A 15,617-nucleotide genomic window follows, 5' to 3' on the forward strand; every position below is an offset into this window, starting at 1 on the left:
TCGCGGGAAGGCCGGGAGCGCTGTTCAGCCGAGGTGAGCGGGCGTGCCGTACCCGGCGCGTCCGCGGCACGATCCGCCGGACAGCCCCCGGCCCTCCGCCCGCCGGGCAGCCCCGCGTGGGGCGCCCGTCTCACACCTCGACGAGGCCGAGCTGCCGCAGCATGCCGAGCTCGTCGCTGCTGCCCCAGCGTTCGACGAGTTTGCCGTCGGGGTCGAAGCGGCTGATCTGCATGCCCCGGTAGCTGGCCTTCCTGCCGGTCGCCGGGTGCCCCAGCAGCGGTCCCAGGTTCGTTCCGGAGATGACGTAGGCGAAGGCCAACTCGTCGTCGGTGGCCACCAGATGCTCGACCTGGATGTTCAGGTCGGGGAAGGCCGTTCGCAGTTCGCCGAACATGGTCTTGTACCCTCCGGGCCCGGGCGCCTGTCCCGGGGCGGGGTCGTGGTCGGTCGAGTCGGCCGCGACGATCGCGTCGAGGGCATCGAGGTCACCGGCGACGACGGCCTCTCCGAAAGCGGTCTGCGCGGCGATGTTCGTCTGCTGAGCCATGGGCACTCCCGGAGCATCTGGGCCACTGGCCGGAGGTCGGCTGCGAAGCGCATGCGCACGGTATGTCGAACGTACACCGCTCCCCCGGCCCCGGCATGTCCGCGCGACGGGCCCCCGGGGCAACCGCTCGCTGCCGGACCTCACGTGCCGAGGCCGCGTCTCACGTGCCGAGCCGGAGGCGTCGCAGTACGTCGGCGACCTGTTTGTGGTCGTCGCCGGACAGGCCGCGCAGCGGGAGGGGCAGGGTGTCGTGGGGCGTGAGGCCGAGTTCGGCGGCCACTGCCGCGATGACCCGCAGCGATCCGTGCCGGGCGAAGAGGTCCCACAGCGGCTGGAGCCGGTCCGACTCCTCCCGGGCCCCGTCCGCCCGCCCCGCCCGGGCCGCCCTGGTGATGGCGAGGGCCGGTCCGGGGAGGGTGCCGGCGGTCACCGAGTACCAGGCGTCGCAGCCGGCGATCAGTCCGGCCGCTCCCGACGCGTCCCCGCTCACCCCCACGGTCACGTGCGGCGGCAGGATCTCCCGCAGCCGCGCGACCCGGGCCCGGGCCGCGGCCGGGTCGGCGGGAACCCCGGGAATCTTCACCGACGCCACGCGGGGCAGCCGGCCCACCCGTGCGTACAGCTCGTCGGCGAAGGTGAACCGGGTGGTGCGCGGGTTGTCGTAGACCACCAGCGGCACGGAGAGGTTCGCGGTGACGTCCTCGTACAGCCCGAACACCTCCTCGTCGGTGAGCGGCTGGTACGACACCGGCGCCAGCAGCACGCCCGCGGCCCCGGCCCGCTGCGCGTCCTCGGCCGCCCTCAGCACGTCCCGGGTGCGCAGCGCACCGATGCCCACGACGACCGGGACGCCGTCGGCGTGCTCCACCGCGACACGGGCGGCGCGGGCCCGTTCCGGGAGGGTGAGGTAGGCGTACGACCCGGTGGAGCCCAACGCTCCGATCGAGTCGACGCCGGCCGCGGCGAGGCGCCGGACCAGACGGGCGAACGCTTCCTCGTCGACGTCCCCGTCGGCGGCGATCGGGGTCAGCGGAAAGGCGCTCAGGCCGGTGAACATGGGTGGCTCCTAGGTGGGTCCGGCGGTGTCGGAGGCCGGCATTCCGAGGGTGCGGGCGCACTCACTCATCGATCCGCCTGGCTCTCACCTCGTAGAACGCCGGCCCTTGCTGCTGAGCGTAAGGCCGCGCCGCCTCGGCGGAGCGGTGCGGCGGTCAGCTGGCCGGGGCCCCCGTCGGCCCGCTCAGTTCGGCGCGGTAGGCGGCGTACGCGGCGCGCAGTTCGTCGCCCGGCCAGTCGGCGGGCAGGAGTTCCGGGGGCAGCACGGGGTCGGTCAGCAGGTGGCGTACCGCTGCCGCGAACACCGTGAAGCGGTCGGCCGGGAGGCGGGCCCCGGACGCCCGGGCCAGGAGGGCGCGGGCGGTGCTGGACCAGGTGGTCAACGGCCAGAGTGCGGCGGCCAGTTCCGGGGCGGGGCGGTCGGGGCGGGCCGTGTAGGACTGGGCGGTGTCCGCGAGGTCGGCGGGGAGGGGCCTCGCCAGGTTCGCCGGGCGGAGCCAGACGCCCTCACGGAGTTCGGCCAGGCGCAGGGAGGTCAGACGGGTGCGCAGGTCGGCGCGTGCGGCGGGGTCGCGGCCCGTGGCGGTGACGACCAGCATCTCCCACTCGCCGCGCCACGCGCGCGTACGGGGCCGTACCGCCTCGTCCTGACGGCGCTGGCGGGCCAGCAGCCGGTCGCTGAGGCCGTAGACGGCGTCGCCGGTGCGGCGCAGGTCGCCGGCGGCCGTCATGCGGCTGAGCGCGGCGCGGAGCGTGGAGCCGCCGACCCCGAAGGGCTCGACGAACCGGACCAGGTCCTTCACCGGCAGCTGGGGCGGATGCGTGCCCAGCAGCAGGCTCAGCACGACCGACCGGGCGGACAGGGGCGGCAGGCCGACGTCGGCGGGCTCGGCGGACACGTCCTTCATGCGCATGGTCACGTACTGTACGTGCGGCACATTGTTGCACTATTGCTGCGGTCGCAGGATTCCTGCAACATGGCAGCCATGGACTCGACCGCCGCGCTTCCGCAGCCGCAGTACGCCACCCACGACGTCACCAACCAGCCGCCGCCGCTCGCCCCGTACGACGCCTCCGACGACCCGGCCCTCATCGAGGGACTGCGCCGGGAGGGGGCGGAGTGGGCCGAGGCGGGGATCCGGCGGCTCGGGGCGCGGGCCGGGAGCGCGGAGGCGCAGGAGTGGGGCGAGCTGGCCAACCGGCACGAGCCGGAGCTGCGCACCCACGACCGGTACGGCAACCGGATCGACGAGGTCGACTTCCACCCCAGCTGGCACCACCTGATGCGGGCGGCGGTGGAGGAGGGCCTGGCCGGGACGGCCTGGGCGGACGACCGGGCGGGGGCCCACGTCGCGCGGACCGCGGGCGGACTGGTGTGGGGGCACACCGAGTCCGGCCACGGGTGTCCCACGTCGATGACGTACGCCGCCGTTCCGGCGCTGCGGGCCGAGCCCGAGCTGGCCAAGGTGTACGAGCCGCTGCTGACCAGCCGGGAGTACGAGCCGGGGCTGCGCGTGCCGACCGAGAAGCCGGGGCTGCTGGCCGGGATGGGCATGACCGAGAAGCAGGGCGGTTCGGACGTCCGGACGAACACGACGGCCGCCGCACCCACCGCCGAGCCGGGCGTGTACACCCTGCGCGGGCACAAGTGGTTCACCTCGGCGCCGATGTGCGACGTCTTCCTGGTGCTGGCCCAGGCGCCGGGCGGCCTGTCCTGTTTCCTCGTGCCGCGCGTGCTCCCGGACGGCAGCCGCAACGCGTTCCGCATCCAGCGGCTGAAGGACAAGCTCGGCAACCGCTCCAACGCGTCCTGTGAACCGGAGTTCGACGGGACCGTGGCCTGGCTGGTCGGGCCCGAGGGGCGGGGGGTGAAGACCATCATCGAGATGGTCAACTGCACCCGGCTGGACTGCGTGATGAACTCGGCGACCCTGATGCGCAAGACGCTCGTCGAGGCCGGTCACCATGCGCGCCACCGCAGCGCGTTCGGGGCGCGGCTCGCCGACCAGCCGCTGATGCGCAACGTGCTGGCCGATCTGGCGGTGGAGTCGGAGGCCGCGACCACGCTGACCCTGCGGCTCGCGGGGGCGGCGGACCGGGCGGTGCGCGGGGACGAGCAGGAGCGGGCCTTCCGCCGGATCGCGACGGCCGTCGGCAAGTACTGGGTCACCAAGCGCGGCCCGGCCTTCACCGCGGAGGCCCTGGAGTGCCTGGGCGGCAACGGCTACGTCGAGGACTCCGGGATGCCCCGGCACTACCGCGAGGCGCCGCTGCTGTCGATCTGGGAGGGCTCGGGGAACGTCAACGCGCTCGACGTGCTGCGCGCGCTGTCCCGCGAACCCGGCGCCGCCGACGCCCTGTTCGGCGAACTCGCGCTCGCTCGCGGCGCGGACGCCCGGCTGGACGCGGCCGTGACCCGGCTGAGGAACGAATTGGCCGAGACCGACCAGGTGGCGGCGCGCCGGCTGGTCGAGCGAATGGCGCTGGCACTGCAGGGCTCGCTGCTGGTCCGGTACGCTCCCGCCGCCGTCGCGGACGCCTTCTGCGCGACCCGGCTCGGCGGCGACTGGGGCCACGCGTTCGGCACCCTGCCGGCCGGCACCGGGTTCGACGCGATCCTGGAGCGGGCGCTGCCTGGCCGGAACTGATCCCTGTGCGATCCGTCGACGGTCGCCGACCGTCGACGGATCGCACACAGTTGCCGTCCGATTCCGCATCGTTGTCAGTCCGGTGGTGCAGACTCCGGAACAGGTGGTACTCGCCTGGGGAGGACAACGGTGTTCACGGGGATCGACGAGGTCGACTGGGCCTCGCTGCGGCACGCGTACGGCAGTGCGGCGGACGTGCCCGGTCTGCTGCGCGGACTGGCCTCGGCCGACGCGGCCGAACGGGAGGCCGCGCTCGACGGGATGTACGGCTCGGTGCACCACCAGGGGAACGTGTACGACTCGACGCTCGCCTGCGTCCCGTTCCTCTTCGCGCTCGCGTCCCGTCCGGAGGTGCAGGACCGGGGCGCCATAGTCGAACTGCTGGTCAGCATCGGCGCGGAGAGCGCGGGTTCCCGGGCCCGGGCGGCCGTCCGCGCCGGCGCCGAGGCGCTCGTGCCGCTGGCCGACGACCCGTGCCCGGGGGTGCGCCGCGCGGTGCCCGGAGCGCTGGTCCGGTTCCTCGACGCACCGGAGCGGGTGCTGGCGCTGTTACGACGGCGGAGCACGGTCGAGCGCGACGAGCAGGTGCTGCTCGCCCTGACGGAGGCCCTCGGGATGTTCGTCCGGTGCCGTCCCGAACGGGCCGCCGCGGCGGTCGAGTTGCTGGCCGCGCAGAGCGGTCCGCCGTACGCGCCGGGGTCGCGGCTGGCCGCGCTCGGGCAGCTGGGGCTCGGCGCGCCCGAGCGGCTGCCCTCCGACCTGGTGCCGACCGCGGTCCGGCTGCTCAGGGAGCGGTCGGAGCGGCGTGCAACCGGTCCGGACCGGATGGACGCGGACACCCTGGTCGGCCGGATACGGCGGCTGCGGCCTTCGGACGAGGAGGGCTCGTATCTGCTGCGCACCCTGCACCGGGCGCTGGACGACCGGGTGGCGGACCGGATCGCGCTGCTCGTCGGCCAGTTGGGCAGCCCGGACCCGATGGACCGGTGCAACGCGGTGTGGATGTCGGCCGGCCTGTTCCGTGACTGGCGGGCGGACTTCACCGCGCCGGTCTCCCTGATCGGCAGACAACTGGGGCGTGAGGAGGACCAGTTGCGGGACGCGGCGGTCTCGGTGCTGGTGGACCTGTTCGGGCTCGCCGGGCCGGCCGCCGACGAGCTGCACGCGCTCGTGACCGTGCGGCCCGACCTGTGGATGCACACCTGGGAGCGCGGCAGGCCCTCGCTGGGCGGTCCGCTGAAAGCGCTGGCCAGAAGCGGCGATCCGCGCGCGGTGCCGGCCCTGTCCCAGCTGCTGGCCAGACCGGTGGTGCCCGGTGGGCTGGGCTTCGAGATCGTGCACCTGGGCCCGGCGGCCGCCCCGCTCGCGCCCGCGCTGCGCCGCCGGCTCGGCCAGGTCGACCCGGACTCGCCCGACGCCGCCGAGACCGCCGCGCCGCTGCTGGCGGCGGTCACCGCTCTCAAGGACCCGGCGGCGGTCCCCGAGGTGCTGCGGCTGCTGCGCGGCGCACCGGACGGGCTGGGCGCCAGGGAGGCACTCGTCGGGCAGGCGGTGCGCACGCTCGACGTCCTGGGTACGGCGGCCCGGGCGGCGGCGCCGGTCCTGCGCGGGCTCCTGGACACCCGGCACGCGGCCCTGGCGGCGGGGGCCCTGTGGTCGGCGGAGAGGGACGCGACGGCCGTACTCCCGGTGCTGCTGCGGGAGCTGACGCACGGCCGCAGCCGCAGCGCACGGACGGCCGCCGAGCAGCTGGGACGGCTGGGGGCGGCCGCCCGCGGCGCGCTGCCCGCGCTGCGCCGGCTCGCCGGGTCCGGCAGGGCCTGGGAACGGGCGGCGGCGGCCGAGGCGTTGTGGCACATCGACGGGGATCCGGAACCTGTCCTTCCGGCGTTCCGGGCCGCCTGGTCGGAGAACCCGTACACCCGGGGCGCGATCGCCGGGTGTCTGGCCGCCATGGGCCCGGCGGGTGCCCCGCTGCGCGACCTGGTGGCGGCCGAACTCGCCTGCGCCCGGCGGCACACGGCACGGCCCGGCGGTTACGGCAGCCACGACATCGCCCAGGACGAGCGGCTGCTCGCCGACTGCCGCCGGGCACTGGCTCGGCAGTCCCCGTGAACCGGCGGCCCGGCCGCGCGGGCACGGGCGCCGGCTGACGCCGCCGGACTCCGACGTCAGCCGGTCATCCGGCCCCACTGCGGTCCGAGCCGGGCCCATTCCGCGTCCCAGCGGTCCATCCGCCGCCGCTCCAGCCGGCCGCGCGCCACCAGACCGGCGACGAACGGGACGGCGGCCGCGCTCAGTCCGACCAGGCCGCCGATCAGCGCGGAGCGCAGGTGGGCCTCGGAGACGGTGGCGGGCCGGGTGACGAGGTGCCCCTGGAGGTCCGTCCAGACGGTGACCGGCGTGCCGACCTTGCTGCCGGCCGGGACCCGCGCCTGGCCGGTGTGCGCGGAGCCGTCGGCGACGGTCCAGCCCACGCGCGCCCAGACCCGTTCGCCGTTCGACGAGTCGGAGGACTCGGACTCGGAAGACCCGGAGGATCCCGAGGAGCCGGACTTCGAGCCCGCCGAGCCGGGGGCCCTGTCCAGTACATGGGCCACGACCGGGTGCCACTCGACGCGCTCGCGGGCCAGGCCGCCCTCGACCGACCGGGCCGCCGCGAGCCCGGCGAACACCCCGGCCAGCAGGGTGAACAGCCAGGCGCCCAGCAGCACCCAGGCCTCCATCGTGTCGGCACGACGCTTCAGCGGGTTGCGCCGCCAGCGCCACAGCCAGACCTTCGGACCACGGAACGCCTTCAAAGGCATCCTCCTCACGCGCGCACGGACAGCCCGGACCGCCCTCCCATACGGGAGCGGCCGCCCTGTTGCTCACGGGCGAACTCCGAGTCGACGGTCGCACGTGCGGCCCGGCTCGCGCAGGCGTCTCCCGGAACGCGTCCCGCTGTCTTGTCCGACCGGCCGACACGGCGGCTCCGACCTGCGCCGACGCCGGCCCTCGGGTGACTGTCAGTGGTGGGGTGCAGACTGGCGGGTGTCCGGGTGCCGACTGTGACGGGAACTGTGCGCCGGACCACGAACCCCGCCGTGTCCAGGACTGCGGCCAGGGGTCTGTGACAACGTCATGGAGGTGATCGGCATGACCGAGGTACTGCTCGCCGTGGGGACCCGCAAGGGGCTCTTCCTCGGTAGGCGGCGGGGTGGCGCCTGGGAGTTCGACGAGCGTCCCTGCTTCAACGCGCAGGCGATCTACTCGGTCGCCATCGACACCCGGGGCGCGCGGCCCCGGCTCCTGGCGGGCGGCGACAGCGCGCACTGGGGGCCGTCCGTCTTCCATTCCGACGACCTGGGCCGCACCTGGACCGAACCGGCCCGGCCCGCCGTGAGGTTCCCCAAGGACACCGGTGCCTCCCTGGAGCGGGTCTGGCAGCTCCACCCGGCCGCCGCCGAGCCGGACGTGGTCTACGCGGGCACCGAACCGGCCGCGCTGTACCGGTCCGAGGACCGCGGGGAGAGCTTCGAACTGGTCCGGCCCCTCTGGGAGCACCCGACCCGCGACAAGTGGGTGCCGGGCGGCGGCGGTGAGGGCCTGCACACCGTGGTCACCGACCGGCGCGACCCGAAGGCGGTGACGGTCGCCGTCTCGACGGCCGGCGTGTTCCGCACCGGCGACGGCGGCGCGAGCTGGACGCCGTCCAACTCCGGTGTCGCCGCGGTCTTCCTGCCGGACCCGGACCCGGAGTTCGGCCAGTGCGTGCACAAGGTCGCGCAGGACGCCGGGGACCCGGACCGGCTGTACCTGCAGAACCACTGGGGCGTCTACCGGAGCGACGACGCGGGGGCGCACTGGACCGACATCGGCGCGGGGCTGCCGTCCACGTTCGGTTTCGCGGCGGCCGCCCATCCGCACCGCGGGGAGACCGCGTACGTCTTCCCGATCAACGCGGACGCCGACCGGGTGCCCGCCGGGCACCGGTGCCGGGTCTTCCGCACGGCCGACGCGGGAAGGACCTGGGAGCCGCTGTCGGCGGGGCTGCCGACGGAGGACCACTACGGCACGGTGCTGCGTGACGCGCTCTGCACGGACGACGCGGATCCGGCCGGCGTGTACTTCGGCAACCGCAACGGCGAGGTGTTCGCCTCGGCCGACGACGGCGACAGCTGGCGCCAGTTGGCCTGCCACCTGCCGGACGTGCTGTGCGTGCGGGCGGCGGTCGTCGCCTGATGCCCGGTCCCCGCAAGGAGAGCGGCCTCTGTCATCCGGGGCGCCGGTCCGGTCGTCCCCGGTCGTCCCGCGACCTCGGTGGTCTCGGCTTGATCGCCGACCCGTGTACGGCAGTAGGGTGACGCCGTGGCACCACGACCCTTGCATGAAATCGTCGAACCGGGCTGGGCGAAGGCCCTGGAACCAGTGGCCGGGAGGATCGCCGCGATGGGCGACTTCCTGCGCGCGGAGATCGCCGCGGGACGCACCTACCTCCCGGCCGGCCCGAACGTCCTGCGGGCCTTCCAGCAACCTTTCGACGACGTCCGCGTCCTGATCGTCGGGCAGGACCCGTACCCGACCCCGGGGCACGCGGTGGGGCTGTCGTTCTCGGTGGCGCCCGAGGTACGCCCGCTGCCGGGCAGCCTGATCAACATCTACCGGGAGCTCAACACCGACCTGGGGCTGCCGCAGCCGTCCAACGGCGACCTCACCCCGTGGACCCAGCAGGGTGTGCTGCTGCTCAACAGGGCGCTCACCACCGCCCCCCGCTCCCCGGCCGCACACCGGGGCAAGGGCTGGGAGGAGGTCACCGAGCAGGCGATCCGGGCGCTGGCCGGCCGCGGCAAGCCGCTGGTGTCCGTCCTCTGGGGCCGCGACGCCCGCAATCTCCGCCCGCTGCTCGGCCAGTTGCCGGCGGTGGAGTCCGCGCACCCCTCGCCCATGTCGGCGGACCGCGGCTTCTTCGGCTCCCGCCCGTTCAGCCGCGCCAACGACCTGCTGATCCAGCAGGGTGGACAGCCGGTGGACTGGCGTCTGCCGTGAGCAACGCGGGTGGTGGGCCCGGGGAGGCGGGGTTCCTCGCCGTCGACTCCGGCGGCTCCGGGTTACGGGCCGTCGTGGGCGTGCCGGGGCGCGAGCCGTCGGCGCCCCTGGAGTCCCGGGAACCGGTGCGGACCGGGGCGCGGGGCATCGACCCCGGGCACCTGCTGGAACAACTCCTGCCCATGGCACGGGCGCTGGCCGCCTCGTACCGGCCGGTGCGGGTGACGACAGCCGTCGTGGGCGCCGCCGGGCTGGCCAGCCTCGGCGAGGCGCTGCGCGCCGAACTACCGGGCGCGCTGGCCCGCGAGCTCGGGGTCGGTACGGTCGCGCTGGCCGCCGACGCCGTGACCGCGTACGTCGGCGCCCTCGGCCCGCGCCCCGGCGCGGTCGTCGCCGCCGGGACCGGCCTGATCGCGACCGGGACCGATCTCACCCGGTGGCGGCGGGCGGACGGCTGGGGGCACCTGCTCGGCGACTGCGGCGGCGGCGCCTGGATCGGCCGGGCCGGGCTGGAGGCGGCGCTGCGCGCCTTCGACGGGCGCGACGGCGGCTCGGCCGCGCTGCGGGCCGCCGCCGAGGACCGGTTCGGGCCGCTGCCCGGGCTGCCGGGAGAGCTCTACCCGCGCGCCGACCGGCCCGCGGTACTGGCCTCCTTCGCCCCGTGCGTCGCGGCCTGCGCCGGTGCGGGCGACCCGGTCGCGGCCGCGATCCTGCGCGCCGCGGCCCGGCACATGGCCGAGTCGGCCGCCGCCGTCTGCCCCACCGAAGGTGACCCCCTGGTCGCCGGCACAGGCGGCCTGTTCAAGCTGGGCGGCCCGCTTCTCGTACCGCTGGCCGAGGAACTCGCGCGGCTGCTCCCGCGGGCGCGGCAGGTGCCGGCGGAGGGCGATCCGCTGCACGGAGCGGTACGCGTCGCGAGTGACCTGGTCACGGGTCGGCTCACCCTGCCGGGTGATGAGAAAATGCTGTCCGTTGTACACACAAACCTTGTACATACAAAAGGGTATTGATCCGGCCGGGACGCGAAGTGTCCGACAGGTGACGGAATCACCTCTGAATCATGCGTAACTCATCAGACAAAAGCGGACGGATACCGCTCACCTGCACCCTCCCCGAACAAGGGAGCCCAGATAGCCAGTAACATGCGGCGCCATGAGCTCCCCCACTGGGCCCGCCGGCCTGCCTGTACGAATGCCGCGCCCCCGCCAGCCCGGACGGCACCGCCGCCCCGAGCCGCTGGTGGCTCCCGAGGACGCGCCCGCGCTCGTCCTCGCGGTCCCGGGAACGCCCAGCGCGGCCACGCGCGGCCTCGCCGAGGAGGTCGTCAGCATCGCCCGCTCCGAGCTGCCCGGCCTGGACGCCCGCATCGGGTACCTGGACGGGGACGACGCGGAGTTCCCCACCCTCCAGTCCGTGCTGGCCCGTGCCGCCGAGGAGCGCACCGCCCGCTACGAGCAGGCCGTCGCCGCCGGCGTCGAGGGGATCAAGGCCCCCGACGGCCCGGTCGCCGTCGTCGTGCCGCTGCTGGCCGGCCCGGACAGCGCGCTGCTGCGCCAGGTCCGCCACGCGGTCATGGAGAGCCGGGTCGCCGCCGACCTGACCGACGTCCTCGGCCCGCACCCGCTGCTCGCCGAGGCACTGCACGTGCGCCTCTCGGAGGCGGGTCTGGCCCGCGCCGACCGCGCCCGGCTGTTCACCGTGGCCACGGCCGCGGACGGCATCGTCCTCGCGTCCGTGGGCGGCGACGAGGCGGTGCAGGCCGCCGGGATCACCGGCATGCTGCTCGCCGCGCGCCTGGCCGTGCCGGTGATGGCCGCCGCGCTGGACCAGGACGGTTCGATCGCCTCCGTCGCGGAGCAGCTGCGGGGTTCGGGGTCGCAGCAGCTGGCGCTGGCGCCGTACCTGATAGGGCCGGAGATCGACGCGGAGCTGCTGGCCGCGGCCGCGGAGGAGGCCGGTTGCGCCACCGCCGAGCCGCTGGGGGCGTACCCGGCGATCGGGAAGCTCGCGCTGGCCAAGTACACGACGGCGCTGGGGATCGCGCCGCAGCAGTCGCAGGGCGCGCCGGTGCGGTGATGCGCTTCGCGCGTCGGCCGACGTGAGGTGAGGGCCCGTTCCTTGAGGGAGCGGGTCCCTTTTTTTTGGGGGGTGCGGGTCCCTTTTTTTTTGGGGGGGACGGGCGGTGTTCGGGTGCGGGGCGGTGGGGGCTGGTCGCGCATTCCCCGCGCCCCTTGCGGGGCGCTGCAGACGGGGTACTGAAGGCGGGATGCCGGTGGTGGGGCGCTGGCGATCAGGTGGGTGGTCGGGTCTTCAGTCGAAGACGATGCAGGAAGGGGCCGGGATCTCCACTGAGCCGTCGTAGCGGGGCTGGCCCGTCTGCTGGTCGAGGGTGAACCAGGTGATGTTGCCCGAGCGCTCGTTGGCGGCGTAGAGGAAGCCGCCCGACTCGGTGATCGCGCGGGGCCAGTGGCCGCCGCAGGGGACCGTCGCCGTGCGGTGGAGTCGGTCCTCGCGGACCGTGAACGTGGTCAGGACGTCCTCGCCCCTGGTCGCCGTCCAGACGAAGCGGCCGTCGGGCGAGACGGCGATGCCGGACGGGTAGGCGTCGCCGGCCGGGGCGCCGGGCAGGACCGGGGTCTCGGTCAGCGGCTTGAGGGTGCCGGTGGTGGCGTCCCAGCGGCAGACGGTCACGGTCGGGGTGAGTTCGTTGACGACGTAGGCGTACCGGCCGCCGGGGTGGAAGGCCAGGTGGCGGGGGCCGGAGCCGGGGCGCAGGGCGAACTCGCGGTGCAGGGCCGGGGCGCCCTGGTCCAGGGTGCAGACGCGGACCGAGTCGGTGCCCAGGTCGACGCTGACCGCCCAGCGGCCACTGGGGTCGGGCTGCACCTGGTGGGCGTGCGGTCCGCGCTGGCGCCGTTCGTGCGGGCCCGAGCCGGTGTGCTGGAGCAGTCCGGAGGGGGCGGGGGCGAGCGTGCCGTCGGGGCGCACGGGGACGGCGGTGACACTGCCCGAGCCGTAGTTGGCGGTCAGGACATGGCCGTCGAAGACGCTGAGGTGGGTGGGGCCGCTGGCGTCGACCGGGACCGGCGGCCCCGCGAGGCGCGGTTTGTCGTCGTGGACGTGGTAGGCGGCCACCGCGCCGTCGGCGGTCTCGCTGACCGCGTACAGGGTGCGCCCGCCGGGCGCGAGCGCGAGATACGACGGGTCGGGGACGCCGTCGACGCTCTCCAGGAGCGCCAGGGCGCCGCTGTCCGGACGGACCGCCGCCGTCACGACTCCCGGGCCGCCCGCGGCCGTGAACGACCCGATGAAGGCCCTGCGCCGCCTGCCGCCGTCTGCCACCGCTGTCCCCTATCGCCGCGAGCCACCACGAGCCGGTACGTGTCGGAACGGGCCGGTTCGAGCCCGCCCGGGGCCGACGGTAGCAGCTGGCGGTCTAGACCAGGGTGTGGGGCGGCGCGTCTCAGGCGCCGACCAGGGGCGAGCCCGAGGGGGCGCGCAGCGGCTCGGCGAGCTCGGCCAGCGCGCGCTCCAGGCCGTGCAGATGGGCGAGGGCGGGTTCGGCGGGCGGCTCGGTGGGGGCGGTGATGTGCTCCGAACCCCTGGTGAGCGCCTGGACGGCGGCCTCGACGCGCCAGCAGGCGGCGGCCGGCCGGGCGTCGTGCGAGGCCTCCGGGTCGGCGGCGACCGCGACCAGACCGCGGATGTCGCGGGCGCATTCGTCCAGCAGGGCGAGGACGCGGCGGGCGCGGCGCCTGCGGCCGTGCATCGGGTTGAGCGGGTGCACGAGCGGGGCGACCGAGAGCCGCACCCGGCCGAGGAGCTGCTCCAGTTCGGCCACCCGGGGTGCCGGGTCGGCGGTGGCGGAGCCGGCGATTCGGGCGGCGGCCTCGGCCGTGCAGGCGTGCACGCAGCGCAGGGCGCGCTGGATCCAGACGTCGGTGGTGAGGTGGGTGGTGACCGGCAGCACGAACAGCACGGCGAGCACGGCGCCGAGGGCGCCCACCACGGTCTCGGCGAGCCGGAGCGCCAGCAGGCCCGGGGTGAGTACGCCGAGCAGGCCGTAGAGCAGTTCGGCGAGGAAGGTCACCCAGAGCATCATCCAGGTGTAGGAGACGGCGGCCGTGTAGAAGATGCCGAAGACGGCGACCGCGACCAGGACGGCGGTGGGGGCCGCGGCGCCGTGCACGGGAGCGGCGACCAGCAGGCCCAGCACGACGCCGATGACGGTGCCGAGGACCCGGCGGAAGCCGCGCACCAGGGTCTCGCCACGCGAGGCGGTGTTGACGAAGATCCACCACGCGGCGCCCACCGCCCAGTACCAGCGCTGGCCGGACACCAGCTGGCCGGCGACCAGCGCGAAACCCGCGCCGGCGGTCGCCTGGACCGCCTGCCGGGTGGTCACCCGGGCCAGGCCCGTGCCGGCGGACGGGGCGGGCACCGGCGGCGGAGGCAGCCGGCGCTCGTAGCACCAGAGGCCGAAGCGGACGGCGACGGCGCTGCCCACGGAGAGCAGGACGGCGGCGTACAGCTCCGGCAGCTGCCCCGGGGTGGCGTGCAGGAACTGGGCGACGAAGAAGGTCATGAAGGCGAACACGCCCAGGCTGTGGCCGCGCGGACCCCAGCGGCGCGCGTACACACCCGCGCCGACCACGGCGAGGAAGACCAGGTCGCGGGCGACCGGGACGTCGTGCAGCCAGGCCGCGGCCGCGAGCACCGGCAGGCCCGTGACGGGCAGCAGCGCGGTGGTGACGGCCTGTCCGCGCACCGTGCCGTCCGCGACGGTGAACAGGGCCAGCAGTGCGGCCAGACCGCCGGTGACGGCGCCCGTGACGGAGTGCCCGGCCGACGCGCAGACCACGACGGCGAGGCCGATGCCCAGCACGGCGCGCACGGCGAAGCGCAGCCGCACCCGCCCCGGGTCCGGAGCCACGAACACCCTCTTCAGCACTGCTTCCCCTCCGCGGCCGGCACAGAAAAGGCGCCGCGGGGATCCGCAGCGCCATCGACACACCCCATGAGAGCACCGGAGAGACACCTGGCTCAAGCCGCATCGATTTCGCTGTGCCAACGGCCTATTGACGAGGGGCATCACTTGGCGACCGAAATGCCAATGGTCCAGGTCAGCCGGGAACCTCGCTGAGCCATTGGTACAGTCGTACGCCATGACCGTGGACGAGCTCGACACCCGCATCCTGCGGCTGCTGCTGGAGCAGCCGCGCACCAGCGTGCGCGAGTACGCCCGGATCCTCGGGGTCGCCCGGGGCACGCTCCAGGCCCGGCTGGACCGGCTGGAGCGGGACGGTGTGATCACGGGCACCGGCCCCTTCCTCTCCCCCGCCGCACTCGGCCACCCGGTGCTGGCCTTCGTGCACATCGAGGTCACCCAGGGGCACCTGGACGACGTCGGGGACGCGCTGGCCGCGGTGCCGGAGATCGTGGAGGCCTTCTCGATCACGGGCGGCGGGGATCTGCTGACCCGGGTGGTGGCGCGGGACAACGCGCACCTGGAGGACGTGATCCAGAAGCTGATCAGCCTGCCGGGCGTGGTCCGCACCCGCACCGAGGTCGCGCTGCGCGAACGGGTCCCGCACCGGCTGCTGCCGCTGGTGGAGTCCGTCGGCCGGGCCGCGCGCGGGTAACGGCATCCTTGTCGCATGAACGATCCTGACGGCCTCGCGGTCATCTTCGACCTCGACGGCACCCTCGTGGACAGCGAGCCGAACTACTACGAGGCGACGCGGCGGATGCTGGCCCGGCACGGCGTCACGGACTACACCTGGGTGGAGCACGAGCGTCTCGTCGGCATCAGCACGCGGGAGACGGTGACCCTGCTGCGCGACCGCCACGGACTGCGGCCCCCGGTTGCCGAGCTGCTCGCGGAGGCGAACCGGCGGTATCTGGAGCTGGCCCGGACCGGGACGCGTGCCTACCCCGAGATGCGGAAGTTCGTGGAGCTGCTGGCGGCCGAGGGCGTCCCGACGGCGGTGGCCTCCGGCTCCTCTCCCGAGGCGATCGAGGCGATCCTGGCCGGCACCGGCCTCGGCGCCCATCTGCGCACCGCGGTCTCGGCGGACGAGGTGGCGCGCGGCAAACCGGCGCCGGACGTCTTCCTGGAGGCGGCCCGCCGCCTCGGTGCCGCACCGGCCGACTGCGTGGTGCTGGAGGACGCGGCTCCGGGCGTGGCAGCGGCGTACGCCGCCGGGATGCGCTGCATCGCGGTCCCTTCCACGACCGCCCGGGCCGATCTCTTCGGCACGGCCGATCTCCTGCTGCGCGGCGGCCAGGCGGAGTTCACGGCACGCGCGGCCCACGACTGGCTCACGTCGTCCTGAACA

At 74.9% G+C, this 15,617-nt stretch carries 14 protein-coding genes; 8 read left to right on the forward strand and 6 right to left on the reverse strand.

Annotated features, from left to right (window positions below; genetic code table 11):
* Positions 1-130: 130 nt before the first annotated feature.
* The 3 genes from AB0472_RS31015 to AB0472_RS31025 form a co-directional block, all read right to left on the reverse strand.
* On the reverse strand, positions 131-547 hold the full coding sequence (locus tag AB0472_RS31015; protein WP_366361249.1) for an ester cyclase: 417 nt from the start codon (positions 545-547) through the stop codon (positions 131-133).
* A 160-nt stretch (positions 548-707) separates the two neighbouring features.
* The gene (locus tag AB0472_RS31020) at positions 708-1,604 is read right to left on the reverse strand and encodes a dihydrodipicolinate synthase family protein (protein WP_366361251.1); all 897 of its coding nucleotides are present in this window, start codon (positions 1,602-1,604) and stop codon (positions 708-710) included.
* 154 nt (positions 1,605-1,758) lie between these two features.
* A complete protein-coding gene (locus AB0472_RS31025) occupies positions 1,759-2,517 on the reverse strand; it encodes a PaaX family transcriptional regulator C-terminal domain-containing protein (RefSeq protein WP_366361253.1) in 759 nt (252 codons plus the stop codon).
* Between the two features lie 63 nt (positions 2,518-2,580).
* Here AB0472_RS31025 and AB0472_RS31030 point away from each other — a divergent pair, with 63 nt between their 5' ends.
* Together AB0472_RS31030 and AB0472_RS31035 are read left to right on the forward strand one after the other, a co-directional pair.
* Complete coding sequence (locus tag AB0472_RS31030; RefSeq protein WP_366361254.1) at positions 2,581-4,251, forward strand: acyl-CoA dehydrogenase family protein; 1,671 nt, start codon at positions 2,581-2,583, stop codon at positions 4,249-4,251.
* A 129-nt stretch (positions 4,252-4,380) separates the two neighbouring features.
* Positions 4,381-6,366, forward strand: a complete 1,986-nt coding sequence (locus AB0472_RS31035; RefSeq protein ID WP_366361255.1) for a HEAT repeat domain-containing protein — start codon at positions 4,381-4,383, stop codon at positions 6,364-6,366.
* Between the two features lie 56 nt (positions 6,367-6,422).
* Here the strand turns inward: AB0472_RS31035 and AB0472_RS31040 are convergent, their stop codons facing one another.
* Positions 6,423-7,058 (reverse strand): hypothetical protein, encoded by a 636-nt coding sequence (locus AB0472_RS31040; RefSeq protein ID WP_366361257.1) that lies wholly within the window; start codon positions 7,056-7,058, stop codon positions 6,423-6,425.
* Between the two features lie 331 nt (positions 7,059-7,389).
* On the opposite strand from AB0472_RS31040, the gene AB0472_RS31045 reads away from it, so the two are divergent.
* The 4 genes from AB0472_RS31045 (at position 7,390) to AB0472_RS31060 (ending at position 11,355) form a co-directional block, all read left to right on the forward strand.
* Entirely contained in the window at positions 7,390-8,475 is a 1,086-nt protein-coding gene (locus AB0472_RS31045) for an exo-alpha-sialidase (protein WP_366361259.1), read from the forward strand.
* A gap of 126 nt (positions 8,476-8,601) precedes the next feature.
* Positions 8,602-9,279 (forward strand): uracil-DNA glycosylase, encoded by a 678-nt coding sequence (locus AB0472_RS31050; RefSeq protein ID WP_366361261.1) that lies wholly within the window; start codon positions 8,602-8,604, stop codon positions 9,277-9,279.
* A complete protein-coding gene (locus AB0472_RS31055; RefSeq protein ID WP_366361262.1) occupies positions 9,276-10,289 on the forward strand; it encodes a BadF/BadG/BcrA/BcrD ATPase family protein in 1,014 nt (337 codons plus the stop codon). The genes AB0472_RS31050 and AB0472_RS31055 overlap by 4 nt, the downstream gene beginning before the upstream one ends.
* Positions 10,290-10,431: 142 nt before the next feature.
* On the forward strand, positions 10,432-11,355 hold the full coding sequence (locus AB0472_RS31060) for a hypothetical protein (protein ID WP_366361264.1): 924 nt from the start codon (positions 10,432-10,434) through the stop codon (positions 11,353-11,355).
* Positions 11,356-11,589: 234 nt separating this feature from the next.
* Here the strand turns inward: AB0472_RS31060 and AB0472_RS31065 are convergent, their stop codons facing one another.
* Together AB0472_RS31065 and AB0472_RS31070 are read right to left on the reverse strand one after the other, a co-directional pair.
* Positions 11,590-12,621: a lactonase family protein gene (locus tag AB0472_RS31065; RefSeq protein ID WP_366361266.1), complete on the reverse strand. Its 1,032-nt coding sequence runs from the start codon at positions 12,619-12,621 to the stop codon at positions 11,590-11,592.
* 121 nt (positions 12,622-12,742) lie between these two features.
* Positions 12,743-14,230 (reverse strand): FUSC family protein, encoded by a 1,488-nt coding sequence (locus AB0472_RS31070; protein ID WP_366361268.1) that lies wholly within the window; start codon positions 14,228-14,230, stop codon positions 12,743-12,745.
* 214 nt (positions 14,231-14,444) lie between these two features.
* Between AB0472_RS31070 and AB0472_RS31075 the strand changes: the two genes are divergently transcribed.
* A complete protein-coding gene (locus AB0472_RS31075; RefSeq protein ID WP_093497604.1) occupies positions 14,445-14,921 on the forward strand; it encodes an Lrp/AsnC family transcriptional regulator in 477 nt (158 codons plus the stop codon).
* A 15-nt stretch (positions 14,922-14,936) separates the two neighbouring features.
* The gene (locus AB0472_RS31080) at positions 14,937-15,614 is read left to right on the forward strand and encodes an HAD family phosphatase (protein WP_366361270.1); all 678 of its coding nucleotides are present in this window, start codon (positions 14,937-14,939) and stop codon (positions 15,612-15,614) included.
* The last annotated feature ends 3 nt before the right edge of the window (positions 15,615-15,617 follow it).

Source organism: Streptomyces sp. NPDC086777 (assembly GCF_040702065.1).
Lineage (GTDB): Bacteria > Actinomycetota > Actinomycetes > Streptomycetales > Streptomycetaceae > Streptomyces.